General features: G+C 57.4%; 23 protein-coding genes. 8 read left to right on the top strand and 15 right to left on the bottom strand.

Annotated features, from left to right (window positions below):
• Positions 1-78: 78 nt before the first annotated feature.
• A complete protein-coding gene (gene pdxB / locus ACMV5H_RS19660) occupies positions 79-1,200 on the bottom strand; it encodes a 4-phosphoerythronate dehydrogenase PdxB (RefSeq protein WP_115158220.1) in 1,122 nt (373 codons plus the stop codon).
• Between the two features lie 214 nt (positions 1,201-1,414).
• Here pdxB and ecpA point away from each other — a divergent pair, with 214 nt between their 5' ends.
• A complete protein-coding gene (gene ecpA, locus ACMV5H_RS19655; RefSeq protein ID WP_021806029.1) occupies positions 1,415-1,996 on the top strand; it encodes a common pilus major fimbrillin subunit EcpA in 582 nt (193 codons plus the stop codon).
• Positions 1,997-2,012: 16 nt separating this feature from the next.
• On the opposite strand, the gene ACMV5H_RS19650 is transcribed toward ecpA, so the two are convergent.
• Complete coding sequence (locus ACMV5H_RS19650) at positions 2,013-2,786, bottom strand: AraC family transcriptional regulator (RefSeq protein WP_115158221.1); 774 nt, start codon at positions 2,784-2,786, stop codon at positions 2,013-2,015.
• 108 nt (positions 2,787-2,894) lie between these two features.
• Between ACMV5H_RS19650 and ACMV5H_RS19645 the strand changes: the two genes are divergently transcribed.
• Entirely contained in the window at positions 2,895-3,788 is an 894-nt protein-coding gene (locus ACMV5H_RS19645; RefSeq protein ID WP_021806031.1) for a DMT family transporter, read from the top strand.
• A gap of 33 nt (positions 3,789-3,821) precedes the next feature.
• Here the strand turns inward: ACMV5H_RS19645 and ACMV5H_RS19640 are convergent, their stop codons facing one another.
• The gene (locus ACMV5H_RS19640) at positions 3,822-5,234 is read right to left on the bottom strand and encodes a sensor histidine kinase (protein ID WP_021806032.1); all 1,413 of its coding nucleotides are present in this window, start codon (positions 5,232-5,234) and stop codon (positions 3,822-3,824) included.
• Positions 5,221-5,895, bottom strand: a complete 675-nt coding sequence (tctD, locus tag ACMV5H_RS19635; RefSeq protein WP_414822314.1) for a transcriptional regulator TctD — start codon at positions 5,893-5,895, stop codon at positions 5,221-5,223. The genes ACMV5H_RS19640 and tctD overlap by 14 nt, the downstream gene beginning before the upstream one ends.
• A gap of 123 nt (positions 5,896-6,018) precedes the next feature.
• On the opposite strand from tctD, the gene ACMV5H_RS19630 reads away from it, so the two are divergent.
• Genes ACMV5H_RS19630 through ACMV5H_RS19620 form a run of 3 tightly spaced genes read left to right on the top strand, consistent with a single transcriptional unit; the run spans position 6,019 to position 8,977 of the window.
• Complete coding sequence (locus ACMV5H_RS19630; RefSeq protein ID WP_414822313.1) at positions 6,019-6,999, top strand: Bug family tripartite tricarboxylate transporter substrate binding protein; 981 nt, start codon at positions 6,019-6,021, stop codon at positions 6,997-6,999.
• A 14-nt stretch (positions 7,000-7,013) separates the two neighbouring features.
• Positions 7,014-7,445 carry a tripartite tricarboxylate transporter TctB family protein gene (locus ACMV5H_RS19625; protein ID WP_021806035.1) on the top strand — a complete coding sequence of 144 codons (432 nt, stop codon included), beginning with the start codon at positions 7,014-7,016 and terminating at the stop codon, positions 7,443-7,445.
• Between the two features lie 11 nt (positions 7,446-7,456).
• Positions 7,457-8,977: a tripartite tricarboxylate transporter permease gene (locus tag ACMV5H_RS19620; RefSeq protein WP_021178588.1), complete on the top strand. Its 1,521-nt coding sequence runs from the start codon at positions 7,457-7,459 to the stop codon at positions 8,975-8,977.
• A gap of 81 nt (positions 8,978-9,058) precedes the next feature.
• Here ACMV5H_RS19620 and ACMV5H_RS19615 read toward each other — a convergent pair whose 3' ends face one another.
• Positions 9,059-9,688 carry a CatB-related O-acetyltransferase gene (locus ACMV5H_RS19615; protein WP_414822312.1) on the bottom strand — a complete coding sequence of 210 codons (630 nt, stop codon included), beginning with the start codon at positions 9,686-9,688 and terminating at the stop codon, positions 9,059-9,061.
• Between the two features lie 183 nt (positions 9,689-9,871).
• Complete coding sequence (locus ACMV5H_RS19610) at positions 9,872-10,858, bottom strand: DMT family transporter (RefSeq protein ID WP_115158226.1); 987 nt, start codon at positions 10,856-10,858, stop codon at positions 9,872-9,874.
• Between the two features lie 168 nt (positions 10,859-11,026).
• On the opposite strand from ACMV5H_RS19610, the gene ACMV5H_RS19605 reads away from it, so the two are divergent.
• Positions 11,027-12,481, top strand: coding sequence for a PLP-dependent aminotransferase family protein (locus ACMV5H_RS19605; RefSeq protein WP_021806037.1), 1,455 nt, complete (start codon positions 11,027-11,029; stop codon positions 12,479-12,481).
• Here the strand turns inward: ACMV5H_RS19605 and ACMV5H_RS19600 are convergent.
• The 4 genes from ACMV5H_RS19600 to ACMV5H_RS19585 are packed head-to-tail and all read right to left on the bottom strand — an operon-like array spanning position 12,478 to position 16,138.
• Positions 12,478-12,978, bottom strand: coding sequence for a protein disulfide oxidoreductase (locus ACMV5H_RS19600; protein ID WP_021178592.1), 501 nt, complete (start codon positions 12,976-12,978; stop codon positions 12,478-12,480). The two genes, ACMV5H_RS19605 and ACMV5H_RS19600, sit on opposite strands and share 4 nt — an antisense overlap.
• Positions 12,971-13,687 carry a DsbA family protein gene (locus ACMV5H_RS19595; protein ID WP_021806039.1) on the bottom strand — a complete coding sequence of 239 codons (717 nt, stop codon included), beginning with the start codon at positions 13,685-13,687 and terminating at the stop codon, positions 12,971-12,973. The genes ACMV5H_RS19600 and ACMV5H_RS19595 overlap by 8 nt, the downstream gene beginning before the upstream one ends.
• Positions 13,687-15,720, bottom strand: coding sequence for a protein-disulfide reductase DsbD family protein (locus ACMV5H_RS19590; RefSeq protein ID WP_414822311.1), 2,034 nt, complete (start codon positions 15,718-15,720; stop codon positions 13,687-13,689). Before ACMV5H_RS19590 ends, ACMV5H_RS19595 begins: the two co-directional genes overlap by 1 nt.
• A gap of 49 nt (positions 15,721-15,769) precedes the next feature.
• Positions 15,770-16,138: a copper resistance protein gene (locus ACMV5H_RS19585; protein ID WP_115158229.1), complete on the bottom strand. Its 369-nt coding sequence runs from the start codon at positions 16,136-16,138 to the stop codon at positions 15,770-15,772.
• Positions 16,139-16,318: 180 nt separating this feature from the next.
• Here ACMV5H_RS19585 and flk point away from each other — a divergent pair, with 180 nt between their 5' ends.
• On the top strand, positions 16,319-17,344 hold the full coding sequence (flk, locus tag ACMV5H_RS19580) for a flagella biosynthesis regulator Flk (RefSeq protein ID WP_115158230.1): 1,026 nt from the start codon (positions 16,319-16,321) through the stop codon (positions 17,342-17,344).
• On the opposite strand, the gene ACMV5H_RS19575 is transcribed toward flk, so the two are convergent.
• Both ACMV5H_RS19575 and ACMV5H_RS19570 read right to left on the bottom strand, forming a co-directional pair.
• Complete coding sequence (locus ACMV5H_RS19575) at positions 17,341-17,793, bottom strand: rhodanese-like domain-containing protein (RefSeq protein WP_115158231.1); 453 nt, start codon at positions 17,791-17,793, stop codon at positions 17,341-17,343. The genes flk and ACMV5H_RS19575 overlap by 4 nt on opposite strands.
• A 48-nt stretch (positions 17,794-17,841) precedes the next feature.
• Entirely contained in the window at positions 17,842-18,957 is a 1,116-nt protein-coding gene (locus ACMV5H_RS19570) for an SLC13 family permease (RefSeq protein ID WP_021806044.1), read from the bottom strand.
• A gap of 145 nt (positions 18,958-19,102) precedes the next feature.
• On the opposite strand from ACMV5H_RS19570, the gene apbE reads away from it, so the two are divergent.
• Complete coding sequence (gene apbE / locus ACMV5H_RS19565; protein WP_115158233.1) at positions 19,103-20,134, top strand: FAD:protein FMN transferase ApbE; 1,032 nt, start codon at positions 19,103-19,105, stop codon at positions 20,132-20,134.
• Positions 20,135-20,184: 50 nt separating this feature from the next.
• Here apbE and ACMV5H_RS19560 read toward each other — a convergent pair whose 3' ends face one another.
• Genes ACMV5H_RS19560 through ACMV5H_RS19550 form a run of 3 tightly spaced genes read right to left on the bottom strand, consistent with a single transcriptional unit; the run spans position 20,185 to position 26,023 of the window.
• Entirely contained in the window at positions 20,185-23,328 is a 3,144-nt protein-coding gene (locus tag ACMV5H_RS19560; RefSeq protein WP_414822310.1) for an efflux RND transporter permease subunit, read from the bottom strand.
• Positions 23,325-24,767 carry an efflux RND transporter periplasmic adaptor subunit gene (locus ACMV5H_RS19555; protein ID WP_414822309.1) on the bottom strand — a complete coding sequence of 481 codons (1,443 nt, stop codon included), beginning with the start codon at positions 24,765-24,767 and terminating at the stop codon, positions 23,325-23,327. The genes ACMV5H_RS19560 and ACMV5H_RS19555 overlap by 4 nt, the downstream gene beginning before the upstream one ends.
• The gene (locus tag ACMV5H_RS19550; RefSeq protein ID WP_261244860.1) at positions 24,767-26,023 is read right to left on the bottom strand and encodes a TolC family protein; all 1,257 of its coding nucleotides are present in this window, start codon (positions 26,021-26,023) and stop codon (positions 24,767-24,769) included. The genes ACMV5H_RS19555 and ACMV5H_RS19550 overlap by 1 nt, the downstream gene beginning before the upstream one ends.
• Positions 26,024-26,026 lie beyond the last annotated feature (3 nt).

Raw genomic sequence — 26,026 nt, 5'->3', positions numbered from 1 at the left:
AAATGCAAACGGGCGATGCAGTCACCGCCCGATAAACTTTACCGCCAATTGCCTTAAGGCAACCTTATGCTCGCCCTGTTACAGGACGCCGAAGCCCAGTTTGTGCAGCAGTTCCGCACTGGCGCTGTCATCGCACTGCACCCGCAGTGAAGACCACTCCCGACGTTCCTGATAATGCTTGCGCAGGCGATCGAACTCACCCGGCAGCCCGGCAACTTGCCGCAGCGGCGCATCATCGCGGCGCACATCATACACCAAGTGCATCAATCGTTTTAACTTGCCTTCGTCCAGCGGACCATTGAGGCGGATTTCGCTGAACTCTGGCACCGGCAGCAGCGAGGCCAGCTCGATAGCTTGCGGCTGCCCCAGATGCTGGGCAAAGGCTTCAAACACCTGCGTGGTGCCGCGCGCCTTGCCTTCCAGCGTGTAACCGGCGATATGGGCGGTGCCGATATCCACCCGATCCAGCAACGGCACGCTGAGATCCGGCTCCGGCTCCCACACGTCCAGTACCGTACTCAATCGCTTACCCCGCTCCAACACGTTAAGCAACGCGACGTTATGCACCACGGCCCCCCGGCAAGCGTTGATCAGAATGCGATCGTCGGGCAAAGCATCCAGCAGATCCGCGTTGGCCAGATGCAACGATTTATACGGGCCAGTCTTGTTCAACGGGGTATGGAACGTCAGCACGTCGGCCTCTGCCACCAGCTTTTCCAACGGCCAGAATTCGCCGCTGTCCCCACGATCGGCGCGTGGTGGATCGCACAACAGCGTACGCACGCCCATGGCTTTCAGGCGAGCATCCAGCCGGGAGCCAACATTGCCGACACCCACTATACCAACGGTTTTATCACGCAAAGAGAAGCCATCGCGCTCCGCCAACAGCATTAATGACGAAAGCACATACTCCACCACCGCAATGGCATTGCAGCCAGGGGCGGCCGAGAAACCAATCCCTGCCTGCTGCAACCACGCCTCGTCCACATGGTCGGTACCCGCCGTAGCGGTGCCAACAAAACCGATCTTGGTGCCAGCCAACAGTTCCTGATTCACTTTGGTCACCGAGCGCACCATCAAGGCGTCGGCTTCGGCCAGCGCATCGGTTGGGATCGGGCGGCCAGGCACGGCCTTTACTTCCCCCAAGCGGCTAAACAAATCCACCGCATAGGGCATATTTTCATCAACCAGTATCTTCACGTCACTCTCCGACGGGTATGGGTAAGCAATAGCTGCAAAATAGTGTGCCACTGAATGGTTTAGAAACCCAAGCTTGTTATGCACAGTGGAATAACGATGTTTTTCTTCTAAGCTTTATTGAGTTTTTTCCGATAATTACCAGGCAAGGAGGCGAACCTTCGCGTTAGCGACCGGCTAACGGGCAGAAACAAATCGAAAATCAAAGGTGTTAACCATGAAAAAAGCGACACTTGTTCTGGCGATCGTTGCAACACTCACAGCCGTTGGTACCGCTCAGGCTGAAAACGTGACTACACAAGCATTGGCCACCTGGCCTGCGATAGCGGTGAAAGACTCCTCCAGTCAATTGGTCGTTACCCCCATTGGCAACCTGTATTTCCAATATGCTGAAGGCGTAAAGCGCTTCAATAGCCAGCAAGGCGTGTTCGACGTAGCTCTCCAAGGCGAAGGAACCGCGATTAAACTGACCGCCAAACTGGTTTCCAATACCCTGACTCAATTAGGCACCTCCGGTTCCACCCTGGAAGTGGGGGTTAAACACCACGGCGCTGCGATAACAAAAACCGCTCAAACCACCCTGATTGATACTTCGGCTGGTATATCAGGCGGTAACCTGAGCAAACTTGCTAACGCTGACAAGCAGCCTGGCCGCCAGAGTGCGCAAGACCACTTCGATTTCACTATCATCGGTGCGACGGCTGATGGCACGACCCCGGTGACCGACTTCAGCACCTTGCCGGCAGGCACCTGGAGTGGTGATGTGAACGTTCGGTTCGACGTAACCTGGGCCAGTTGATGTCGTGTTGGGATTGTCATGCCCGGCGGAAACGTTCTGGCGTGGTGCCGGCGATCTGCTGGAACATCACAATAAACGCGGAAGCCGAGCTGTAGCCCACATCGAGTGCGACATCCTGCACGGTTTTCCCCTGTTCGAGCAGCGAAAGCGCATGTAAAAAGCGCAGGCGCTGCCGCCACTCGCTAAACGACATGCCCAGTTCCTGCTGGCAACGGCGTGAAAGCGTCCGCTCAGTGGTATACACCTTGCTGGCCCATACCGCCAATGAGGTGTTATCCGCTGGGCAACGTTCCAACGCCTGTAACACTGGCCCCAAAAACTTGTCTTGCGAGGTCGGCAGATAGGTCTGTTGCACCGGGGAAATCCGCAGTTGGTCGATCAGCACCCGGCAAAGGCGCAGATCCTCTTCACTAGTGGGCTCCAGCATTTTTCGCCCCAGGCAATCTTCAACAATGGCGCTGAACACCGGCGAGACGTTGATCAAACAGGCCTCTTCTGGCAACCCGACGCATAAGGATTTGGCGATATTGATGGTGCGGAACAGCACCGGTTTGCGGTTATGGCTGGAATGCTCCATGCCCGGCGGCAACCAGACGGCGAACTCCGGCGGAGCCAAAAAACGCTGCCCGGCAATATTCAGCGCAATCACCCCGGTTTTGACGCAAATCAACTGCCCCCAGTCGTGGCTGTGCGGCAGATATTCGGTATCCGCATGGGTTTCTTCGCAGCGGAAAAACAGCGTGCGCGGAGCAGCGACGTCTGCGGTGGGATAATTACGGGTTTCGGCCATGGTAAAGTTGTCTTGATTTCGCGAAATGCTGTCTGATTTTGACTATATATAATAAACCGGACACGGGTAGACTAGCCAGCATGTTATTCGTTGTTGAGAATTATTATCATGAACGTGCTCTTTCCCCTGCTGGCGGTGCTGATCTGGTCGATTAACGCCGTAGTCAGTAAAGTATCGGCAACCGCCATCGATCCGGCGGCCATCTCCTTCTATCGCTGGGCATTGGCGCTGATCGTGCTCACCCCTTTCGTTCTGCCGGGAGCGATCCGTAATTGGCCTACCATTCGCGCCAACTGGTGGAAACTGATGATCCTCGGCCTGCTGGGGATGGTGCTGTATCAAAGCCTGGCCTATTACGCCGCACATAGCGTCAGCGCGCTGTTTATGGGCATCCTCAACTCGCTGATCCCGCTGCTGACGGTATTAATCGGTATATTCGTCCTGCGCGTTGCCCCCACCGTGGGTATCGCACTGGGTAGTATCCTGTCGCTGGGTGGGCTGGTGTGGCTGGTTAGCGCGGGGCAACCCGGGCTGCTGCTGCAACACGGCATTGGCAAAGGTGAACTGATGATGTTCGCCGCTTCGGCCTCCTACGCCCTGTACGGCGTGTTGACCAAACGTTGGGCGATCCCGTTACCCAACTGGCAGTCGTTGTATGTGCAGATCGTGTTTGGCGTGGTACTGCTATTGCCGAACTTCCTGATGGCGCATGACGTGCAGCTGACTAGCCAGAATATCCCGCTGGTGCTGTTTGCCGGTATCCCTGCTTCGATTGCCGCGCCGTTCCTGTGGATCCAAGGGGTGATGCGCCTGGGTGCCAACAAGGCTTCGATCTTTATGAATCTGGCGCCGGTGTTCACCGCAATAATTGCGGTCCTGTTCCTGCATGAACAGTTGCATAGCTACCATCTGATTGGTGGCGGTATCGCCCTGCTGGGGGTGATCTTGTCACAGCGCCTGCGCACGCCGTTAGGGCGCAGAAAAACCACCGTTACACCATAAGGTTCGGGGGGAGATGCGCCCCCTTACCCTCTATCACCCCAACAGCCTAAAGCGTATCCGCACCGACAGGCCACCTAGCGCGTCAGAACTCAGCAATTCCGGGCGGGTACCGTGATAAGCGGTAATATCTTTGACCAATGCCAGCCCCAACCCTGCACCAGGCTGGTCACCCACATTATCCAACCGTCGAAACGGTTGTAGCGCAGCAACCGTCTGATCCTGAGCAATACCTGGGCCGCTGTCTTCTATCTCTAACAGCCCCTGCCCCTCTACCATCAATAAACGGGCGGTCACGACCCCCTTGGCTGGCGTGTATTTCAGCGCGTTATCCAACAGGTTGGCGCAAAGCTCCGCCAACAGCAACGCCTCACCGGCCACCCAACAAACTCCCACCCCTTCGTAACCAAGATCGATCCGCTTGCTGCGAGCCTGCGGCAGGCGCGAAAAACAGGCGTCGCGTAACACCTGCGCCAGATTAACCGGCTGCAACTTACGCTCGGCCTGATGCTCGTGCGCCTTCAGCCGTGAGAGGTATAGCAGGCGATCGGTCAACGCGACGGTACTGTCCAGGGTGGCGCTCATCCCTTCCAGACTCTCACGCCATTGCTCGGGCCGTTCGCTGGCCAATGCCACCCCCACCTGGGTTTTCAAAACCGTGAGCGGCGTACGTAGCTGGTGGGAGGCATCGGCACTAAAGCGTTCCTGACGCGCCACCATCAACCGCAGCCGCTCAATATAGCGGTTGAATGCCAGCAGCAGCGGCTGCATTTCCGACCAGGGCAGCACCATCGGCAAAGGCGTCAGCTCCCCCGGATCGCGCCGCAGCATCATGCTGGACAGCTTGCGCAACGGTTGCAGCAGCTTTTTCAGCAGGATGTAAGCCAGAGTGAGCGTCAATACCACCACTGTCCCCTGGCTGAGCAGCGCCGCCAGCAGCATCTGCCGCGCCAGATAGCGCCGCGACTCTAACGTCTCCGCCACCAGAATGGTCGCCATCCCCATCACCCCACCCTCATTCACCGGTTGGAACAGTGCCGCCACGCGGATTGGCTGCCCGCGATAGTGCGCATCGTAAAAATGCACCAGGGCCGGATAGAGGTTGGAACGAGGAATATAGGGCGGCATCTCGGGCAAATCGTTATAGCCCGAAATACTCTGCCCCTCAGGTGAAATAACCTGATAGTACAGCCGGTCGTTCATATTGCGCTCGAAGCTATCCAGCACCACATAAGGCACATCCACCTCCAGGCGCTGATTGCGCACTACCAGCCGCTCCGCCACCGTGCGGGCCGACGCCAATAAGGTGCGATCGTAGGCCATCGTCGCCGCACTCATCGCGCTGAAATAGTGGGTATAGATTGAGATCCCACCCAATACCAGCAGCGGTAAACCAAAGAACAGCAGCAATTGATAGAACAACGAACGCGGTGCTTTAAACCACCTCATCGCACAGCTCCAAGCTGTAGCCCAGGCCCCGCAACGTCACGATCGCCACGTTGCTTCCTTGGAGTTTTTTACGTACGCGATGGACGTAAAGTTCGATACTTTCGGGATTAGCCTCGTCAGAGAGCGTAAACACCTGCTCAAACAATTGCTGTTTGGCAACCGGGCGGCCACGGCGATGCATCAAGGTGGTCAACACCGCCAGCTCACGGGGAGTTAACGAGAGAGGTTTTTCTGCCAGCAAGAAGTAGCCCTCGTCATGATAGGTCAGCAAACCGTATTGCAATGCCTGTTGCGTCACGCCAACGCTGCGGCGCAGTAACGCCCGGATGCGAGCCTCCAACTCATCCAGTTCAAAGGGCTTGGTGAGGTAATCGTCAGCCCCAAGATTCAACCCTTTAACCCGATCGGCCACCTCGGTACGGGCCGTCAATAGCAATACTGCCAGTGCCTGCCCACGCTTACGCAGCCGCGCCAACAGTTCGAGGCCGTTGAGCCGGGGCAGTGCGACATCCAGCACCACCAGCGCATAGCTTTCGTGTAGCAACAAATGGTCTGCCGCCACGCCGTCTATCGCCACATCCACTGCAAACCCAAGGCCGCTGAGGGCTTTCTGCAACCAATGAGCCAGCTCGGGGTGGTCTTCCACTAACAAGAGACGCATATCACATCCTGTAAACTTTCCCGGTCACTGAAAGGTAAATGAAAGGTTTCTGTTTTAACAATTTAGCAACCCCGTGTCAGCGGGGATTCTCACAAACTGAAACAAAACCGATGGGGAAACGTCATGAAAACAATAATTACCCGTACGCTTACCGCCACTGTTCTGCTGTTTGCGGCCAACCAGGCGTTCGCTTTGGAAGCGCCCAAACGCACCGAATGTATCGCCCCAGCCAAACCCGGCGGAGGCTTCGATCTCACCTGCAAACTGATCCAGGTCTCCTTGCAAGAAACCAAGGCCATCGATAAGCCGATGCGCGTCACCTATATGCCCGGCGGCGTGGGGGCGGTGGCCTATAACGCCATCGTTGCCCAGCGGCCAGCCGAATTTGGCACCGTGGTGGCGTTCTCTGGCGGTTCCCTGCTGAACCTGTCGCAAGGCAAGTTTGGCCGCTACAACGTGGATGATGTGAAGTGGCTGGCGGCAGTGGGCACCGATTACGGCATGATCGCCGTACGCGCCGACTCGCCTTACAAGACGCTGAAAGACTTGATGACAGCCTTCCAGAAAGACCCGAACAGCGTGGTATTTGGTGCTGGAGCCTCAATTGGCAGCCAGGATTGGATGAAAACTGCCCTGCTGGCCCGTGAAGTTGGCGTAGATCCCCACAAGATGCGCTATGTGGCGTTTGAAGGGGGCGGCGAGCCGGTGACCGCGCTGCTGGGTAATCACATTCAGGCAGTATCCGGCGATCTGAGCGAGATGGTGCCTTACCTGAAGGGCGATAAGCTGCGTGTGCTGGCGGTATATGCCGAAGAACGCCTGCCAGGCGAGCTGGCAAACGTCCCTACCGCCAAGGAGCAGGGGTTCAATCTGGTGTGGCCGATCATCCGCGGTTTCTACCTTGGCCCAAAGGTCAGCGAGGCCGAGTATCAATGGTGGATCGACACCTTCAAAACCATGACGGCAACCGAGGAGTTCAAACAACAGCGCGATCTACGCGGCCTGTTTGAATTCAACCTGACCGGGAAGGAGCTGGATACCTACGTGAAAAACCAGGTTAACCAGTACCGCGAGCAGGCTAAAGCGTTCGGGCTGGCCAAATAACCTAGGGGATTGACATGAGCGATCGTATTTTTGCTGCTCTGTGGCTGCTGCTCTGCGGCGGCGGCCTGTTTATCGGTTGGGGCATCCAGAGCGAATACAGCTATGAACCTTTAGGACCACGCCCCTTTCCTTTGGCCATCCTGAGCCTGATGGCCCTGTGTGCCGCATTGCTGCTGTTGCGTCGGCCACAGCTAGTCGAGTGGCCACATAAAAACGTGCTGCAACGCCTGCTGGTGCTGGTGATCACGCTGGTGCTGTACGCCTGGGGATTCGAGTGGCTCGGTTTCCCACTGGCAACGACTCTGCTGACTTTCAGCATTGGCCTGCTGTTCCAGGCCAGTATCAAAGCCGCCTTGATTTCAGGCGTCATAATGGGCGTTTCTCTGTTCTACGCCTTTGATTATTTACTGGATGTCACACTGCCACTCGGCGTTTGGCTGAGCTAACGGGAGCGATAATGGAAACCTGGATGTATTTATCACAAGGGTTCGAAGTGGCGCTACTGCCCCAGAACCTGATGATCGCCCTGATCGGCTGCTTCGTTGGCACTATCGTCGGGCTGCTGCCGGGCCTTGGCCCGATCAACGGCGTGGCGATCCTCTTACCGCTGGCTTTCGCCTTGAAGCTACCCGCCGAGTCGGCCCTGATCCTGCTGGCCACGGTGTATATCGGCTGTGAATACGGTGGGCGGATCTCTTCGATCCTGCTCAACGTCCCGGGGGATGCCGCCGCAATCATGACCGCGCTGGATGGCTACCCGATGGCCCAACAAGGCCGTGCAGGAGTTGCCCTGTCGATCTCCGCCGTCAGCTCTTTCACCGGCTCGCTGGTCGCCATTATCGGCATTATTCTGTTCGCCCCGATGCTGGCCCGCTGGTCGCTGGCGTTTGGCCCGGCAGAATACTTTGCCCTGATGGTTTTTGCCATTGCCTGCCTTGGCAGCATGATGAGCCAGAACCCGTTGAAATCCCTGCTGGCGGCCCTGATTGGTCTGGGGCTGGCCACGGTGGGGGTGGACGCCAATACCGGCGTGTATCGCTTCACCTTCGACAGCGTACACCTCTCCGACGGCATTCAGTTTATTGTGGTGGTGATCGGGTTGTTCTCGGTCAGCGAGATCTTGCTGATGCTGGAAAGCACCAGCACGGGCCAGAAGCTGATCCGTAAAACCGGCCGCATGCTGTTCAACCGTAAAGAGGCCGCCGAGTGCGTTGGCCCGACCCTGCGATCCTCCTTTGTCGGTTTCTTCGTCGGTATTCTGCCCGGTGCCGGGGCGACTATTGCCAGTGCGCTCACCTATATGACCGAGAAGCGCATCAGCGGCAACAGTGAATCGTTCGGTAAAGGGGATATTCGTGGCGTCGCCGCACCGGAGGCCGCCAATAACGCTTCCGCCTGCGGTTCATTTATCCCGATGCTGACCCTGGGCGTACCGGGTTCAGGCACTACGGCGGTGATGATGGGAGCATTGACGCTGTATAACATCACCCCTGGCCCGGCAATGTTCACCGAACAGCCGGATATCGTTTGGGGGCTGATCGCCGCGCTGCTGATCGCTAACGTGATGTTGTTGATCATGAACATCCCGTTGATTGGGCTGTTCACCCGTATGCTGACCGTGCCGCTGTGGTTCCTGGTACCGGCGATCGCCGCCGTTTCCGCCGTTGGGGTCTATGCGGTACACAGCACGACCTTCGATTTGCTGCTGATGGTGGGGCTAGGCGTGTTTGGCTACATCCTGCGCAAAATGCACTTCCCGATGTCGCCGCTGATCCTGGGGTTTGTGTTGGGAGAAATGCTGGAGCAAAACCTGCGCCGGGCGTTGTCTATCAGCAATGGGAACTTTGATATTCTGTGGAGCAGTACCATTGCCCAATGCCTGTTGGTGCTGGCCGTCGCCGTGTTGGTGTTACCCCCACTGCTGCGCAAACTCCGCAAGCACCGTCGTATCAGCGGGGAAGCGACGGAAGTTGAGTAATGCAAAAAGGGCGCTGCATCATGCAGCGCCCCAATGTTGTGAGCCGGTTAAAAATCGGGCGGGACTAACCCGCCCGACTTATTATTGGCGTATAACCTCAACAGCCTGTTCCAAGGCCGTAATATCATCGCTGGCCAACAAGGGCTGGATGCTGGCGAACGCTTCGGCGGACAAATCGTAAATCTGCAACACGAGTAAACGCTCGATTGTCTCCGCAGAAAACCGCCGTTTAATCATCCAGGCCGGATTGCCGCCAACGATAGCGTAGGGCTCGACATCCGCAGTCACCACGCTGCCGGCAGCCACTATCGCCCCTTCGCCAATCGTCACGCCAGGCATCAGCATGGCCCGCATCCCGATCCAACAACCATCGCCAAGGCGGGTATCACCTTTAGGTAAATAAGACGCCTGGATGGTTTCCATAAACGGATACAGGCTCAGCCAATCAATACGGTGGGTATGATTCCCTCCCATCAGGATCACCGCTTCGGCGCCAATACAGACATAATCGCCAATGTGCAACCTGTCTAGCTGCCCCAGTGGCTCCCACTGTTGGCTGACCGCATCGCCGTGTAAATAGCGCACCACGGAGCGTTCAAAGCCGTCATCCCAGCAATGGCTGTAATAACTGTGGGTTCCCTTGATCAGGATATTGGGGTTGGTTACCGTCTGGTGGAGAAATTCTACTTGTGACCAGTGTTTATCAGACATGGCATCTTCTCTTAATTTATTGCAAGAGCCACGGAACGTAATGTCAGTGGCAGCGTTTTCCGTTCAAAAACACTGCCCAATCAAGCGATAAGCGCTCGTTTTAACCTTGGATTAATGATCATTTGCTGTTTGCACCCTGTTGTTTCGCGGCCAATGGTAACAAACCGGCGCAGAAAGCCAAGCCTACTTCGCTCTTCTCAGCATCAATACCCCGCCCATCACCAGCGCGCTACCCAATAGCTGTAACTGGTTCATATTTTCTCCCAACAGGAAGTAGGCGATGACCGCGGTAAACACCAGCTCCAGCGACAGGATAAGGTTGGCCACCGCCAGCGGCAGGGTTTTCAGGCTGATATTGTACAGGCCAAACCCCAGCAGCGTTGGCCCTGCGGCCAGCGTGAGCAGCAACAGCCAGCCACTCCACTGAATGCCTTGAACTCCCTGGGATAGAAACCACAGGTCCCCCGCCATGCCGTGAAATGCCGCCAAGGGGAAAAATGTCAGCAAGGTGTTGAACAACCACTGATACACGGCGGAAAAACCGAATACGTACAGGATAGTATTCCACACCGGGTAGCGCCGCTCGCTGGCGATACGCCCGCCGAGGGTGTACAGGGTGTAACCAATGCCGGACAGCATGCCGACCATCAGCCCCAACAGATCAAAACGGCTGTTGCCCATGCTGTCGCCGTTACTGACCAGGAAGCAGCCACCCAGGCTGACCACGATCACCAGCAATTCGCGCAGGCTGAGGCGTTCGTTGTACATCATCCAGCCCAGGAATACGGTAAAACCGACCGAGCAGTAGGTCAAAATAGTCGCCACCGAAGCGCCATTGAGCGCCACCGACAGCGTCCATAAGCTGTTAAACAACGCCAACAGCAAACCGTAGCCCGCGTAGAACGGCACCTGTTCACGGCGCAGATAGGTCCATTGTGGTTTGAACAGCAGCAATAACGGTAACAACACCAAGGCCACCAGGGCCGCACGCCAGAAGGCCAGCACAAACGTCGGTAGATGGTAATACTCGGTCAGCGCGCGGATGATGATGGCGGTAAAGGCCAACAGCATGGCACTGATTATGGCGATCACGTAACCCTGGTTGGTTCCCCGCAGGATCCCGCCACTGACCACAACTGGTTCTGCTACAACACCCGACGGTAACGACATAACACCCTCAAAATTCCACCGCTTAATTCTCTGGCGGAGATTTTAACGCGGCCAAATTTTGCCACCATAGCCACTTTGCTACGATGTTGTGCAGGCCACTTTTATCGGTGCCAAGCCTTGTTACTCTGGGATATAGTGAAAACAGACTTTTTTGACCGGGCCAATTTCATGCACATTCCACTGGATCGTCAGCAGGACATTCCGCTGTATCTGCAGATCGAAGAAGCGCTGCGCCGCGCCATTCTTGGCGGCACCTTTGCCGATGGCGATAAATTGCCGTCAACGCGCAGCCTGGCCGCCGAGCTTTCGGTCAGCCGCCTGACGGTGGAAAGTGCCTACGCCGAACTGACGGCCAAAGGATTGTTACAACAGCGGCGTGGCAGCGGTGCCTATGTCCGCCACCTGCAACCGGCCCCCATGCAGCAACGGCCAGCATCCAGCGAGCTATTCCCTGCGGATCGCTTCACCACCACCACGTCACGGCTGGACGGTTATCCGGATATTCCTTTGCCGGAGCACATCATCAACTTTGCCGCTGGCGTCGGCAGCCCCAAGGTGTTCCCGCTGGAGGCGTTCCGCAAGATCCTGCTGTCGATCCTCAGCCGTCATGCGGAAGAGGCCTTCAGCTATGGTGATTATTGTGGTTACTACCCGCTGCGCGACACGCTAAGCCGGATCCTGACCGCACAAGGTATCCCCACCCGAGCCGAACAGGTGCTGATCACCAACGGCTCGCAACATGCCATCAGCCTGATTTTCCAGACGCTATTACGCCCAGGGGATACGGTGATTGTCGAAGAGCCCACCTATGCCGAAGCTCTGGGACTGCTGCGCCTGCACCAGATCAACATTGTTCCAGTGCCCAGCGATCGTCATGGCATGTGCGTTGAGCAACTGCCGGAGCTGATCGCCCGGCATCAGCCCAAAATGATCTACACCATCCCCAATTTCAATAACCCCACCGGGCGCTGTATGAGCGAAGTCCGCCGCAGCCGCTTGCTGGCGTTGGCGCAACAGGCCGGGATAGTGATCCTGGAGGACGATTTTGTTGGCGATCTGCGTTACAACGGTAAAAGCCTGCCGTCACTGCGCGCCATGGCTCCCGCTGGCACGGTGATCTATGTCAGTACCTTCTCCAAAATGCTGCTGCCCAGTATGCGCATCGGTTATCTGGTGGCAGACAGCGAACAGTATCTGCAATTCTCACGGCTCAAACACGTCGACAGCTTTACCAGTTCTAACCTGATCCAGCGCGCGCTGGACGCCTTTGTCACCGTTGGCAGCTACGACAAGCAGCTGCGCCGGGCGGGAAGGATATACCGCCAGCACCGAGATGCTATGGTGGCTGCATTAAGCGAGCACCTGCCGCCGGGCTGTCGGTTTGAAATCCCTGCGGGAGGGCTGTTTATCTGGCTGGAATTGCCACCTGCCGTAAGCACCACAACCTTGATGCCAATAGCGTGGCAACAGGGTGTCACCTTTGCCCGTGGCGAATGTTTTTATGTTGAGGAGCAGCACGGCGCACATGGCTTGCGGTTGAATTTTGCCGCCAATACGCCGGAGCTGATTACCGAAGGGATCGCCCGGCTTTGCCGGGCGATTGTTGAGGTGACGGGGAATTAAACGCTGGCCCACCAGAGCCGCAGTTTCATGCCCCAATAGCTGGTCCAGCCGGTGGTGCTTTGCACCACCTTCCCCTGAGAGATCACCACGATGGTCGGCGTTACGCCAATCTGCCACTGCGCCGATAGCTTGCCCTGCTCATCGTTAACTACCGGCAGTTGCAGCTTCTTGGCCGCCAGCCATTGCTCAACCTGCTGGTCATTGCCCGAACGCAGCGCCACGGTCATTACGTTCCCGCCGTTTGCCACCAGTTTGGCCACGTAAGGCGTGGTAAAGCGACAAACTCCGCACCAACTGGCCCAGAAATAGACCAATAAAGGCTTATCCTGGCTGAGCTGCGCCAACGACACCGGCTCTCCGTCCAGGGTTTCCAGCATTTGCTGCTCAAAGGTCAAGGGAGCCTGTGGAGCTCGCCACCAGTCCATGGCGAACGTCACGCCCAGCACGAGCAACAGCAGAATCAGCAGTTCGCGCGTCCAGCGCCGTAACCTAGCCATTTTTCACCTTCGCCAATTGCTGCTTCACTAACGCTTCCAGATCCTCATAAGACACCGCGCCCGGCAGCATCTGATCGCCAATCAGGGTGGCAGGCGTTCCCTGCACGCCAAACTGTTCAGCCAACTGCATATTGGTACGCAGCGTGGTCATGCTCTGCTCGCTAGGTGCCACCGGCTTAACGCCCGTTTTCTCTTGCGCTGCGGCGATGCTGGCGTTGTCATGAAAGCCTTTTTTCGCCATCAGGCGTTGATGCAGCGGCCAGAACTGTTCTGGATGCTGCTCCCAAGCCGTCAACGCCACCCGCGATGAGGCGATCGAGCTTTCTCCTTTGAACGGCAACAGCTTCACCACCAGCGCCACATCGGGATATTTGTTGACGATCTTCTCCAACATCGGATCAAACTGCTTACAGTACGGGCAGTTGTAATCGGTGAAGGCCACCAGCGTCAGCTTGGCATTCTTGGCCCCCAACCTTGGGCTGGCAGGATCGTCGAACAGGATTTTGCTATTTTGCTCAATCGCCTGGCCGAGTTGCTGGCCGTTGGTTTGCTGCTGCCAAGCATTAACCGCTTCCGCCAGAATATCCGGGTTAGAGACCAGCGTTTCGCGGATCAGCTCTTTGATCCGCACTTCCTGCTCGGCGGTGAAAGGGGCCGCAGCCCAGACCGGGGTGACAATCAGCAGCAGTAACATCAGTAACTTGTTCATTATTGGTTTCCTTTGGCAGTAAACAGAGCTTGCAGTACGGCTTCGCGAGTGAGCAGCGGTGACAACACTTCGCCATTTGGCGTGCCGGGGCCATAGATTTGGTTAAAGGGAACGGCAACGCTGCCGCGCTGTTGCAGGAAGGCCGAGATGCTTTCAGACGGGCGGCTCCAATCACCGCGCAGCGCCACTACATCATCAGCGCTGAGCGCTTTTTGCACCTCGTCACGCAGCAATACGTTGTATTTATTCGCCTTGCAGGTCACACACCAGTCGGCGGTCACATCGACAAACACCCGTTTGTTGTCGGCCAACGCCTGCAGAATCGCCTGTTCAGAAAGCGGTTGCCAGGCGATGTTGTCGTGTAACGGCTGTCGCCACTGGTTGGCGGTCAACGATCCCACCAGCAATGCCAAACCACCTACCACCAGCACGCTGGCCGTCGCGATCCCCGCTGACCGGGCACCTAACTGTTGCCACACCGCCAGCAATAAACCGAGCAGCAAGATGGCACCGACAATCAGAGTCGGCTTCACGCCGATATGGTTGGTCATCAGGCTAAGCAGCCAGAGCGAAGAAACCAGCATTAGCAAGCCCAGCGCCAACCTCATCCCGTTCATCCAGCGGCCAGGACGTGGTAGGCGTAACGCCAGCGCAGGCCAGGCGGCAATCAGCAACCAGGGCAGGCTCATGCCAATTCCCAGTGCCACAAACATGCCCCAAAGCACCGGCAACGGAGCCGCCAACGCAAACGCCACCGCCGTTCCCAGGAAAGGCGCCGAGCAAGGCGTCGCCAGCAGCGTGGCAAACGCTCCCTGCCAGAAATGACCGCTCAAGCCATGCCCGTTATGAGTAGCCAACTTGGTATTCAACGAGGAAGAGAGTTGCAGGTGGAACAGGCCGAACAGATTGGCGCTGAACAGCAGCGTCACCAGCACCATAAAGCCGATAAACCACGGGTTTTGGAATTGGATCCCCCAGCCCAGCGCGTGATTGCTCAGGCGCAACAGCGTCATCAGCAAGGCCAGCGCCATGAAGGACACCACGATCCCCAAGGAAGAGGCCAGAAATTGCCAACGCACGCTACGCCGATCGCGCTGTTCGACCTGCAATATGGAACCTAGCTTCATCCCCAGCACTGGCAGCACGCAAGGCATCAGGTTAAGAATGAAACCGCCCGCTAACGCCATCAATACCGCTTGCCACAGGGGGAAAGCCGCGGTGGAAGGCAATGCAAGCGGCCCGCCAATGGTCAGCGTAGCCTCCTGAGCTATCCCTCCATCGCTGAGAACCAGCCGCAGCTGTTTACCATGCAGATCCGGTGCTGCGTCTCCCCAACCATCACTCACGGGAACTCGCGCTTGCAGACTCTCGCCATCACTGCTGACCGTTGGCTTGCCCAGATCGGCTCCTGCCACCGTATCAAAGAACAGCTCAGGTTGTTGCCAGCCCGCGGTACGCTGCGCGCTAATCTGCAACTCACCGTTGTGATAACCGGCACGCAGGCTGTCCACCAGCCCGCTGGCAATCGGCACCTGCCCCATCGCCTGAGCAAAGTCGTGATTGAACTTTGGATCAGCCGGGGTGGTGAGATCCAGTTTGAACGGATAATCGGTCAAGATGCAGACGTTGCTACAGGTGGATAAGGTAAGCGTACCCGCCAGTTGCTGCGGCGCAGCGCCCTTCAATACGATGGGCACTGTTACCCGCTGCTGATAGCCCTGCGTCGAGATCCCTGCCACGTCAAAGCGCTGCGGCGTTGGCCAGAACCAGGTTGCCGGTGGTGGGTTGCCCTGCCAGGTGATTGCTGGCGCAATACCTCCTTCCCCTGGAGAGCGCCAGTAGGTTTTCCATCCTTTTTCCAGCTCAACAGCGAGCAGCACACGGGTTTCGTCCCCGTTGCTGGTGTCGGCACGCAGCCTGACTTTTGCATGATCGTTCTGCGGGCTTTGCAGCCAGCCGCTATCCGCCGCCTGTGTCGCAGGTAGCCAAAGCAATAACAGGCAAGCCAATGCCAGCCTGATGATATTCCACATAGTTATTCTCCATAAATAAATTAGTCACTCGGTTTGGCGAGGGATTAACTCATTCACGGAACACGCATAATCGCAGATGCACCCTGAGGGTGGTGGGGGAAATAACGCGTACAGGAGGGAACGACAAGCGTGGAGCGATGATCGGGGTCAACAGGACCAGTAACATCCCCAGGCCAAACAGCACGTTTTCAAACATCACCGGTGGAGAGGCCAACAACGATTTGGCACTCAGCTCACAGGGGGTCGTGGTGGTGGACTCTTCATCACCGCTGGCCACGGATTGGCTAACGCTGACAGAGGGCAGGCCAAGGGCCAGTTGCAAGGTATGCAAGCCCGCCATGCGCTGGGTGAGGCACGTCAGTACCACCAGGCAAGCCAGGGTTAAAAACCATTTTGCAATCCGCTGCCGATTTATCATCACGCCCTCAATGCCGTATCTGCGCCTATCTTAGCGGCGCAAACAGGATAAGCAACGATTGGCCTGTAAAGAAATGTCTGGCGGCGGTATTGATGGCACGAAATTACAGGTATCATAAGCGATTAAGCCTGTGCTTTTCGCCGGGTATGTCGACTTTATACACTGCGAAGGACTGGTGATATGCAACCGTTAAGTGGACCTGGCGCTCCTGGCGCAGCCGATCACCCTCCAACCGCTGGCAAAATCCCTCCTGCCGACGATCAACCGCTCTCCCCAGCCCAACGCACCCAGTTGGAAAAACTGATCGTCAAGATCATGGCCCTCAGCCCGGCCAAGTCCGCCGAGATCTGGGCCACGCTGCGTCATGAATTAGGGGCGGATAACCACAGCGAACTGTTGGCGCGCCATTTTCAACCGGCGGAGCAGCTACTGCAAAACCGCCTTGGCGTGGCACAACAGAGCCATGCCAGCCGCCAACTGCTGCAACAGCTCACCGAACTGTTGCCACAAGGCAATAACCGCCAGGCGGTCAGCGACTTTATCCGCCAGCAGTTTGGCCATACGGTGTTAAGCCAGTTGAGCCATCCACAGCTCCAGCAAGTGTTGAACCTGCTGCAAACCGGCGAACTGACAATCCCTCACCCGCAACAAACGGCCACCAGCGATCGTTCGCTGCTGCCTGCGGAACATCAGCACTTGCAGTTGCAGGTCACCAAGCTTAGCGCGGCCACCGGTGAGACAACGGCCAAACTCTGGCAGGCACTGTTCGATCTGGTCGGGGTAAAAATCAACGATCCGTTGCCCGCACGCCACTTCCAACTGCTCAGTCAGTTTATGCAGGTGAAATTGGCGCTCAGCCCGCAAACGGCGCCGACGCTGCAAAACCTGCTGGCGGTATTGAAACAGCCAGCAGACCAGCAAGAGCAGCAACAGCTCAATGACTATTGCCAGAGCCGCTTTAACGGCAACCTGAATACGCCGCTGACCCACGCACAGTTAAACGACGTGATCCAGCAGCTGTTTACCCGCCGTCTGGACAAGGCTGGCCACGCTCCGTCATTACACAGTGACGTCCAACAGCCACAGCCATTGCTTAACCCACTAATCGCCGCCCTGCCGCAGCCTTTACAGTCGATGTTCAGTAAGCCTCTGGCGCTGGTTGTCGGCGTTATCGTATTGATATTGGTACTGTGGGCGCTGTTTTAACAGCCGCACTCCGGTGCTTTATCCCGCCCCTGCATCGTACCCAGCTCAACACCGATGGCCACCGGATGGCCATCGCGTAGCCAGAAATCCAGCCCGCCAATCAGCTCTTTGACCCGAAAGCCAAGCTTGGCCAACTTGTATGCCCCCTGGGTGGAACCGTTACAGCCGATACCGTCGCAGTAGGTGACATAGACCTTGTCGCGATCGAGAGATGAGGTGCTGCTTTCATCCATTAAACGATGGGGAAAGCTCACCGCGCCAGGAATGTGCCCGGCGGCGTACAACGTACTGGCACGGGTATCGATCACCACAATCTCGTTGACGCCATTGCGCAAATCTTCCGCCACATCCGCCGAGTCGGCGTAGAAGGCGAGCTTTGCCGCCAGATAATCCAGGCTTTGTGCCGCCGTAGCCGGGGGATAGGCCAATACCAATGAAGAGATGCTCATAATAGAACTCCAATGCATTAAGAGTGATGACAAAGTGCTTGAGTCAAATTAACCCAGTAGCAGCCAACCCACTAACGTAGCCCAGGCCAGGAACGGTATCGAATAGTAATGGAACTGCAGCCAGATCTGGCGTTCTCCCGCCATCCGCAGGGCGATCAGGTTCGCCAGCGATCCGATCGCCAGGCCAAATCCCCCGGCGTTTACCGCATAGGCCACCAAGGCGCTGGACGGCACATAGTTCAGCAACAAAATGGTCGCCGGGACGTTGCTGATCACTTGGGATAGCGCAATCCCCAACGCATACACGCTGCCATCCGCCAGCGAGGCAATCTGGTCAAACAGCGGTTGCACCGCCGGCAGTTGGGTCAGCAAACCAATATTGATAAACATGGCGAGAAATACAAAGATCAGGCTCCAGTCGATCTGCAGCAGCACCTGGCGAGCCAACAGCAGAAAACCGGCAAACACCAGTAACATGCCATACAACGGCACGTCCAAATCCAGGCAGATCAGAAAGGCCACATACAGCGCGACACTGGCCAGCAACAGGCGCATTTGATAAGGATAAGGTTGGGTGTTCGGGGCTTTGACAATTTTCCGCGCCGGGAAACTGAACCAGGTGACCACCAGCAGGCTCAGCATCATGATAATGCCGAACGGTGCCATGCGCCCGATAAACTCCATAAAGGTCAGCGAAGACTTGCTCCACAGCAATATGTTCTGCGGATTGCCAATCGGCGTCAGCAACGACCCGGCGTTAACCGCCAGTGCCTGGAAGATGATCAGGCGGCTTATCGGCAGTGAAGAGAGCTTTTTCAGCGTAATGGTCAACGGGATCACGATGAACAGCGCCACATCGTTGGTGAGAAACGACGACAGCACCGCAGCGGCACACACCAGAAACAGAGCCAGTGAGCGTTCACTTTGCAGGGTGTTCACGATCTGGCGGCCGATAAAATCGAAATAACCGCTCACCTCAACGCCTTTGGTCAGCAGCATCAACCCCAGCAGGGTCATGATGGTGCGCCAATCGATAAAGCCAGAGAGTACACTCAGCGACTGTGGCCCAATGGCGTACAGCAGCATCCCCATCAGCAACAACGCATGCAGAAAGCGATCATGCAAAAATGGCCTCAACAAACTGGTCACCGCATTTGAACTCATGGATTTACTCTTATTTTTCAAGCTAAGGCTGGAAAACGACGTTAGCCGAAGCTCTTGAATTACGCCAGTAAAAAAGCACGTTGCCCTTTCCATTTATCGTATTTTGTTTTATACCCGTCGTCTTTCCCTGCTTTTAGGATTTTCTATGGCCAATTCCATTGCCAAAAGGCTGCTGCTCAGCGCGGCGCTGATGCTGCTAGCCGCCTGTAACGATGCCAACACCCGCCCCCAGATCGACATCGAAGGCAAAACCATGGGGACGTTCTATAGCGTAAAGGTCAGCGGTACTATCACCGAGAGCAAACAACAATTGCAGCAGGAGATCGATGCGCTGCTGGAACAGGCCAACGACGATATTTCCACTTACCGCCCCGATTCGGCGTTATCCCGCTTCAACCAGAACACCACTGCCGAGCCACAGCCCATCCCCCGTGGAATGGCCGATATCATTCTCACCGCTCAGCGCATTGGCCGTGATACCGGGGGCGCGATGGATATCACCGTCGGCCCGTTGGTTAACCTGTGGGGTTTCGGCCCGGATAAGCGGGCCGTCAAGGTCCCCAGCCAGCAGCAGATCGATGCAGCCCGTCAGCATATTGGTTTGCAGCATCTGAAACTGCTGAGCGACAGCCGAGGAGAATGGCTGCAAAAAGATCTCCCTGAGATGTATGTCGACCTCTCCACGCTGGGCGAAGGCTACGGGGTAGATCAGTTGGTCCAGTTGATGGCGCGCAAAGGCATCACCAACTATCTGGTATCGGTGGGCGGAGCCGTTTCATCACGCGGCGTGAATGGCCAGAACAAGCCTTGGCGGGTGGCAATCCAAAAGCCCACCGACCGCGAAAATGCGGTGCAGGCGCTGGTGGATTTGCAAGGCTACGGCATCAGCACTGCGGGGAGTTACCGTAACTACTTCGAACAGGACGGCCAGCGCTATTCCCACGTGATCGATCCCGTCACCGGGCGGCCGATCACCCATAAGCTGGTTTCCGTTACGGTGATTGCCCCTACGGCGCTGGAGGCCGACGGTTGGGATACCGGGTTGATGGTGCTGGGTACGGAAAAAGCGCTGAAACTGGCCGAAGAAAAAGGACTGGCGGTGTATTTGATCAGCAAAACCGATGACGGCTTCAGCGCGGTGATGACTCCGCAGTTTAAGGCATTTTTAGTGCAGTAACCCTGTGAAATCCCCCCAGCAGGGGGGATTTACGCTCGTTATCGGTGAATTTACTCTACTTTCTCACCGGATTTTTCATCCTTTCTGTGCAGCAGCGAATACACCGCCGGGATCACCAGCATCGATAGCAATGGCGCACTCACCATACCGCCAATCATCGGTGCGGCAATCCGCTGCATCACCTCTGAACCTGCACCACCGCCCCACATAATCGGCAGCAAACCGGCCATAATGGTCGCCACCGTCATCACCTTGGGTCTGACGCGCAACACTGCGCCTTCGCTAATCGCCGCCATCAGTTGCTGATGACTTAACGGCTGGCCCGGTTGACGATGTTTCGCCAACGCCTGATTAAGGTACAGCACCATAATCACGCCAAACTCTGCCGCTACCCCGGCAAGGGCAATAAAGCCCACCGCCCCCGCCACCGACAGGTTGTAATCGAGCAGATACAGCAGCCAGACCCCACCTATCAGCGCAAACGGCAGCGTCGCCATGATCAGCAGCGCATCGCTCACGCTGTTGAAGGTGACAAACAGCAACACAAAGATGATCGCCAGCGTCACCGGCAGCACAATCTTCAACTGGGCGCTGGCGCGTTCCAGATACTCAAACTGCCCGGACCAACTGAGGGAAACCCCGGCGGGCAGCTTCACCTGCTGCGCCACCACCTGTTGCATCTCCTCCACCGCCGATTTCAAATCGCGCCCGCGCAGATCGACATAGATCCAATCGGAAAGCCGGGCATTCTCGCTTTTCAGCATCGGTGGCCCTTCGGTGATGCGAATATCCGCCAGTTCTGCCAAAGGTACTTGCCCACCGGTCGCCGTCACCACCGGTAATTCACGCAGCTTTTGCAGCGAATCACGGATCTCCCTTGGGTAACGGACGTTGATCGGATAACGCGCGCGCCCTTCAATGGTTTCAGCGATGTTTTCCCCTCCCACCAACGTGGCAACCACTGATTGCAGCTCTTTCACCGAAACACCGTAACGCGCTGCACGCTGACGATCGATATCGATATCCACATAGCGCCCTCCGGCCAGGCGCTCCGCCAGCGCGGAAGTCACACCCGGAACCTGCTTCACCACCTGCTCAATCTGGCTGGCCGCCTGCTCAATATCGGCAATATTGCTGCCGTTGACCTTGATGCCTACCGGGCTTTTGATGCCGGTCGCCAGCATATCCAGACGGTTACGGATCGGCGGCACCCAGACGTTGGCAATGCCGGGCACCTTGACCACGCTGTCCAGTTCGGCCACCAGTTTGTCCATCGTCATGCCGGGCCGCCACTGGTCGCGGGGCTTAAAGCGAATGGTGGTTTCCAGCATGGTCAACGGGGCCGGATCGGTTGCCGTCTCCGCCCGCCCGGCCTTGCCAAAGACCGTGTCCACTTCCGGTACGGTTTTGATCAAGCGGTCGGTCAGTTGCAGAAGCCGTGCCGCTTCACGGGCTGAGATCCCTGGCAGCGTCGAAGGCATATACAGCAGATCCCCTTCGTCCAACGGTGGCATAAACTCGCTGCCCAGACGGCTGAGTGGGAATAAGGTCAGCACCAACAGCAGAGCGGAAATCCCCAGGGTGGTTTTAGGCCGTGCCAGCACCGCCGACAGCAACGGCTGATACATACGGATCAACCAACGATTGATCGGATTGGCATGTTCGTCCGGAATGCGGCCCCGGATAAAATAGCCCATCAGCACCGGTACCAACGTGATGCCCAACCCCGCGGATACCGCCATCGCATAGGTCTTGGTGAACGCCAGCGGCGCAAACATCCGCCCTTCCTGTGCCTGTAGCGAAAACACCGGGATAAACGACAGGGTGATGATCAACAGACTACAGAACAGCGCAGGGCCAACCTCAACCGCCGCCTGCTCTGAGATGTGCCAGTAATCTTTTGAGGTGGGCTGCTGGCCGGGATGACGTTGCCGCCACTGCTCCAGCACCTTGTGCATGTTTTCGATCATCACGATCGCCGCATCCACCATCGCGCCGATGGCAATGGCGATCCCTCCCAACGACATGATGTTGGCGTTAACGCCCTGATAGTGCATCACCACAAAAGCGCCCAGGATCCCCAGCGGCAGAGTCACCATCGCCACCAGCGCCGAACGGAAGTGGGACAGGAACAAGGCGCACACCACCGCAACCACCAGGAATTCTTCCAACAGCTTGAATGACAGCGTATCGATCGCGTGCTCGATCAGTTGCGATCGGTCATAAACCGGCACGATCTCCACGCCCGGCGGCAGGGTGTGCTGAAGCTGTTGCAGCTTGGCCTTCAGCGCATTAATGGTTTCCAGCGCATTCTTACCGTAGCGCATTACCACAATGCCGCCAGCCACTTCACCTTCACCGTTGAGCTCCGCCACGCCACGGCGGATTTCCGGCCCCTCACGTAGCTCTGCCACCTGCGACAGCAGGATCGGCACACCGTCGCGCGCAGTGATCACCACGTTATTAAAGTCGGCGAGTTTTTTCAGGTAGCCGGAGGTACGCACCATATACTCAGCCTCCCCCATTTCCAGCAGCGCACCGCCGCCTTCCTGGTTGGCATCCTGAATGGCGCTCACCACCTGCTGATGGGTAATGTTCAGCGCCCGCATACTTTGCGGATTTAATATCACCTGATATTGCCGCACCATGCCGCCAACGCTGGCCACTTCCGCCACGTTAGGCACGGTTTTCAGCTCAAACTTGAGCGTCCAGTCCTGCAAGGCGCGTAAATCCGCCAGGCTGTGTTTACCAGTACGATCGACCAGCGCATACTCATAGACCCAGCCAACGCCGGTTGCATCCGGGCCCAGCGCCACTTTAACCTGTGGCGGCAGCGAGGACTGCACCTGGCTGAGTGACTCCAGCACCCGCGAACGCGCCCAGTAAGGATCGGTACCGTCTGCAAACAGAATGTAGACATAGGCATCGCCGAACATGGAGAAGCCCCGCACCGTGCTGGCTCCCGGCACCGTCAGCATGGTGGTGGTCAGCGGGTAGGTCACCTGATCTTCTATTACCTGCGGCGCCTTGCCCGGATAGGTCGCCCGGACGATCACCTGCACGTCAGAGAGATCGGGCAGCGCATCCAGCGGCGCCTTCTGCAACGCCCATACGCCCCACCCGGCCAGCAATATCGAAGCCAGTAATACCAACAGGCGATTGCGTATCGACCAGCGGATCACGGAGGCGATCATTGGTGGCCTCCTTGCGGCATGATCTGGCTGATGTGCGAACCGTTTTCATCCACGCTAAAGTGGAACATCACCTTGCTGCCGATGCCAATTCCTGCGGGTAGGCCACCCGCTGGCAAGGTGAAATCCATGGTCATCGCAGGCCATTGCAACTCTGCGACCGGATCGTGCGACAGCGTGACGGTATCATTATCCACCGCCTCGACTACGCCCAGAGTCTGATACTGTTTTCCCCCCTCCTGTGCGGCCATCTGCGGCAAGGCGCTGCGCATGCTGGCTTCGGAATCAATCAGGAACTGGCCTGAGGTGACCACCTGTTGCCCGGCCTGCAGACCCTGTTTAATTTCTACCCAGCCGTCCTGTGCCAGACCGGCGACCACGTCAACCGGAGCAAAGTGGCCGTTCCCTTCCGCCACCAGCACCCGGTTGCGATCGCCACTGCCGATCAGCGCCTCCTGCGGGATAGCCAGCACCGGCTTGGCCCCGGCATTTTGCGCCAGTTGCACCTGCAAATACATGCCCGGCTTCAGACGTTGCTGCGGGTTTTTCAGCACGATACGCGCTTTAAAGGTGCGAGTAAGCGGATCGACATTAGGCAGCAGTTCGCTAACCTCCCCGGTAAAGCGTTCACCTGGCCAACTGGCGGAGCTGGCGGCCACCGCATCGCCAACCTGCAACAGCCCGGCCTGCGCCTGCGGGTAATCAATCACCATCCACACAGGATCAAGACTAGCCAGCTCAAACAGGCCCTGCGTCGCGGTGACCTGCATCCCTTCCCGTGCGTCCAGCTTGTTGATAAATCCACTTTCCGGGGCGGTAAGGGTAATGCGGGTCTGGGGTTGGCCACTGCGTTCAATCTGGCGAATGATGGCTTCAGGCATAAACTGCAACGCCAGACGCTGGCGAGCAGCAGAGGTCAGTGCGCTATCGCCCAGTTTGCGGATCGCCAGGTATTCCTGCTGTGCAGCACTCCAGTCCGGGATCCACAGCTGTGCCAGCGCTTGTCCTTTCTTTACCTGCTGCTGGCTGGCACGCACATAGAGTTTGTCTATCAGCCCGTTGGCCCGAGCGGCAATCACCTGCACACCGCGCTCATCGGTGGCAACGCTGCCATAGGCATCAAGCTGCAAATTCAATTCACGCAGTTGTGCAGCCGCTGTACGGACGCCCAGATTCTGCTGCTGGCGGGCGCTGATAGTGACACCACCGTCACCCTGCTGTTCATCGGCATAGCGTGGCACCAGTTCCATATCCATAAACGGCGATTTGCCCGGCTTATCAAAACGCTGGCCTGGCACCATCGGATCGTACCAATACAGCACCTGCCGTTCAGCACCGCCGCTAGCAGGTTGCGCCGCGGTTTTTTCCCCGGCAAACCAGTAACCGCCCATAGCACCGCCCAATAAGGCGGCTAACAGCGTCAGGCTAAAACGCATTTTCATCAGATTGCCTCCTGCACGGTGAGATAACGGATAGCGGCCCACAGCTGCGCCAATTCACGCGCGGCCTTACCGGCGCTCAGACGGCTGTCGAGCAAGGCCCGGCGCGCTTCCAACACCGAGGAGAGATCGCTTTTGCCACTGCGGTATTGCGCCAGTTGCAGTGCCACGCGCTGTTGTTGCAGTGGGATTGCTTGCTGCTGTTGACGCTGCCATTGCGCCTGTGCAGCCTGATACTGCGCCAACAGAGTATCTAGCTGGGCCTGATGGTCGCGGATCAATAACGTCAACTGATCGTTGGCCTCCATCGAACGGGAAACGTCGGCGGCATAGTCCTTATCCTGCCGCTGGGAGCGGAACAGCGGCAGATCGACGGTAAACATCACGCCCGCCATATCCTCATAGCCATCGGCCCGTTTGCCATACGACACCTCTATGCCCACATCAGGAATGGCGGCCACCTCGGACTGTGCCGATCGCGCCTTGGCCACATCGGCCTCACGGCTTGCCTGCACTACCTCCGGATGCTGTTTGATCGCTTGTCGCAACAGGTTGCTCTCGGCGGGCAGGCGCTCGAAACGTGGCAACGGCCCACCGATCCCCTCAACCTGCTGCCCGGTCAACTGGGTCAAGCGCGCCTGGGCGATGGTGACGTCACGCTGCGCCTCGCTGAGCCGGTCCTGCATCGCCAACAGCGTCAGGCGAGCATCGATGACGTTAGCGGCGGGCGAACTGCCACTGGCCACTCCGGCATGTTGGGCGGCGATTTGCTTTTCACTTTCTTTGAGCAAAGCCGTGGCATCTTTCAGCGTCTGCTGGCTCAACGCCAGTTCCAACCAGGCCTGTGCCGTCTGCTGCTGCAAGCGGGCACGGATTGTCGCACTGTTGGCCTCGGTTTTACTGGCCTCGGCACGCAGGGTATCCGCCTTACGCTGGCGCTTGGTACTGCTGACGTAATCCTGCATGATGCCAACCCGCTCCATGGTCATCCCTTCACGGGTCAAACGCCGGGCGTTACCACCTTGTACCGGCACGTTTTCAATGCCGAATTTCAGCTTGGGATCGGGTAGCTCCATCGCCGAATCCGCCATGTTTTGCAACGCATTCACCTGATGCTGGTTGGCCGAGAGCTCGGCGGAATAGCGCTCGGCCGCCGCCAGCGATTGCTCCAACGTCAGGCCGGTTGCCTGCGCACTCGCCGTCCAACAGGCGAGCAGCAGCCAGCCCACCCGCAAGGGGTGAGAAAGTAGTCTGGACATGGT

Origin of the sequence: Serratia sp. N21D137 (assembly GCF_047530005.1) — a bacterium.
In the GTDB taxonomy this organism is placed as follows: Bacteria; Pseudomonadota; Gammaproteobacteria; order Enterobacterales; family Enterobacteriaceae; genus Chania; species Chania fonticola_B.
The sequence above is the reverse complement of the archived record's forward strand: the minus strand, read 5'-3'. Positions and strand labels throughout refer to the sequence as shown.

Excerpts from the sequence above, each read along its gene's own strand:
- ecpA (WP_021806029.1), top strand. The coding sequence starts at position 1,415 with ATGAAAAAAGCGACACTTGTTCTGGCGATCGTTGCAACACTCACAGCC.
- ACMV5H_RS19650 (WP_115158221.1), bottom strand. The coding sequence starts at position 2,786 with ATGGCCGAAACCCGTAATTATCCCACCGCAGACGTCGCTGCTCCGCGC.
- ACMV5H_RS19645 (WP_021806031.1), top strand. The coding sequence starts at position 2,895 with ATGAACGTGCTCTTTCCCCTGCTGGCGGTGCTGATCTGGTCGATTAAC.
- ACMV5H_RS19640 (WP_021806032.1), bottom strand. The coding sequence starts at position 5,234 with ATGAGGTGGTTTAAAGCACCGCGTTCGTTGTTCTATCAATTGCTGCTG.
- tctD (WP_414822314.1), bottom strand. The coding sequence starts at position 5,895 with ATGCGTCTCTTGTTAGTGGAAGACCACCCCGAGCTGGCTCATTGGTTG.
- ACMV5H_RS19630 (WP_414822313.1), top strand. The coding sequence starts at position 6,019 with ATGAAAACAATAATTACCCGTACGCTTACCGCCACTGTTCTGCTGTTT.
- ACMV5H_RS19625 (WP_021806035.1), top strand. The coding sequence starts at position 7,014 with ATGAGCGATCGTATTTTTGCTGCTCTGTGGCTGCTGCTCTGCGGCGGC.
- ACMV5H_RS19620 (WP_021178588.1), top strand. The coding sequence starts at position 7,457 with ATGGAAACCTGGATGTATTTATCACAAGGGTTCGAAGTGGCGCTACTG.
- ACMV5H_RS19615 (WP_414822312.1), bottom strand. The coding sequence starts at position 9,688 with ATGTCTGATAAACACTGGTCACAAGTAGAATTTCTCCACCAGACGGTA.
- ACMV5H_RS19610 (WP_115158226.1), bottom strand. The coding sequence starts at position 10,858 with ATGTCGTTACCGTCGGGTGTTGTAGCAGAACCAGTTGTGGTCAGTGGC.
- ACMV5H_RS19605 (WP_021806037.1), top strand. The coding sequence starts at position 11,027 with ATGCACATTCCACTGGATCGTCAGCAGGACATTCCGCTGTATCTGCAG.
- ACMV5H_RS19600 (WP_021178592.1), bottom strand. The coding sequence starts at position 12,978 with ATGGCTAGGTTACGGCGCTGGACGCGCGAACTGCTGATTCTGCTGTTG.
- ACMV5H_RS19595 (WP_021806039.1), bottom strand. The coding sequence starts at position 13,687 with ATGAACAAGTTACTGATGTTACTGCTGCTGATTGTCACCCCGGTCTGG.
- ACMV5H_RS19590 (WP_414822311.1), bottom strand. The coding sequence starts at position 15,720 with ATGTGGAATATCATCAGGCTGGCATTGGCTTGCCTGTTATTGCTTTGG.
- ACMV5H_RS19585 (WP_115158229.1), bottom strand. The coding sequence starts at position 16,138 with ATGATAAATCGGCAGCGGATTGCAAAATGGTTTTTAACCCTGGCTTGC.
- flk (WP_115158230.1), top strand. The coding sequence starts at position 16,319 with ATGCAACCGTTAAGTGGACCTGGCGCTCCTGGCGCAGCCGATCACCCT.
- ACMV5H_RS19575 (WP_115158231.1), bottom strand. The coding sequence starts at position 17,793 with ATGAGCATCTCTTCATTGGTATTGGCCTATCCCCCGGCTACGGCGGCA.
- ACMV5H_RS19570 (WP_021806044.1), bottom strand. The coding sequence starts at position 18,957 with ATGAGTTCAAATGCGGTGACCAGTTTGTTGAGGCCATTTTTGCATGAT.
- apbE (WP_115158233.1), top strand. The coding sequence starts at position 19,103 with ATGGCCAATTCCATTGCCAAAAGGCTGCTGCTCAGCGCGGCGCTGATG.
- ACMV5H_RS19560 (WP_414822310.1), bottom strand. The coding sequence starts at position 23,328 with ATGATCGCCTCCGTGATCCGCTGGTCGATACGCAATCGCCTGTTGGTA.
- ACMV5H_RS19555 (WP_414822309.1), bottom strand. The coding sequence starts at position 24,767 with ATGAAAATGCGTTTTAGCCTGACGCTGTTAGCCGCCTTATTGGGCGGT.
- ACMV5H_RS19550 (WP_261244860.1), bottom strand. The coding sequence starts at position 26,023 with ATGTCCAGACTACTTTCTCACCCCTTGCGGGTGGGCTGGCTGCTGCTC.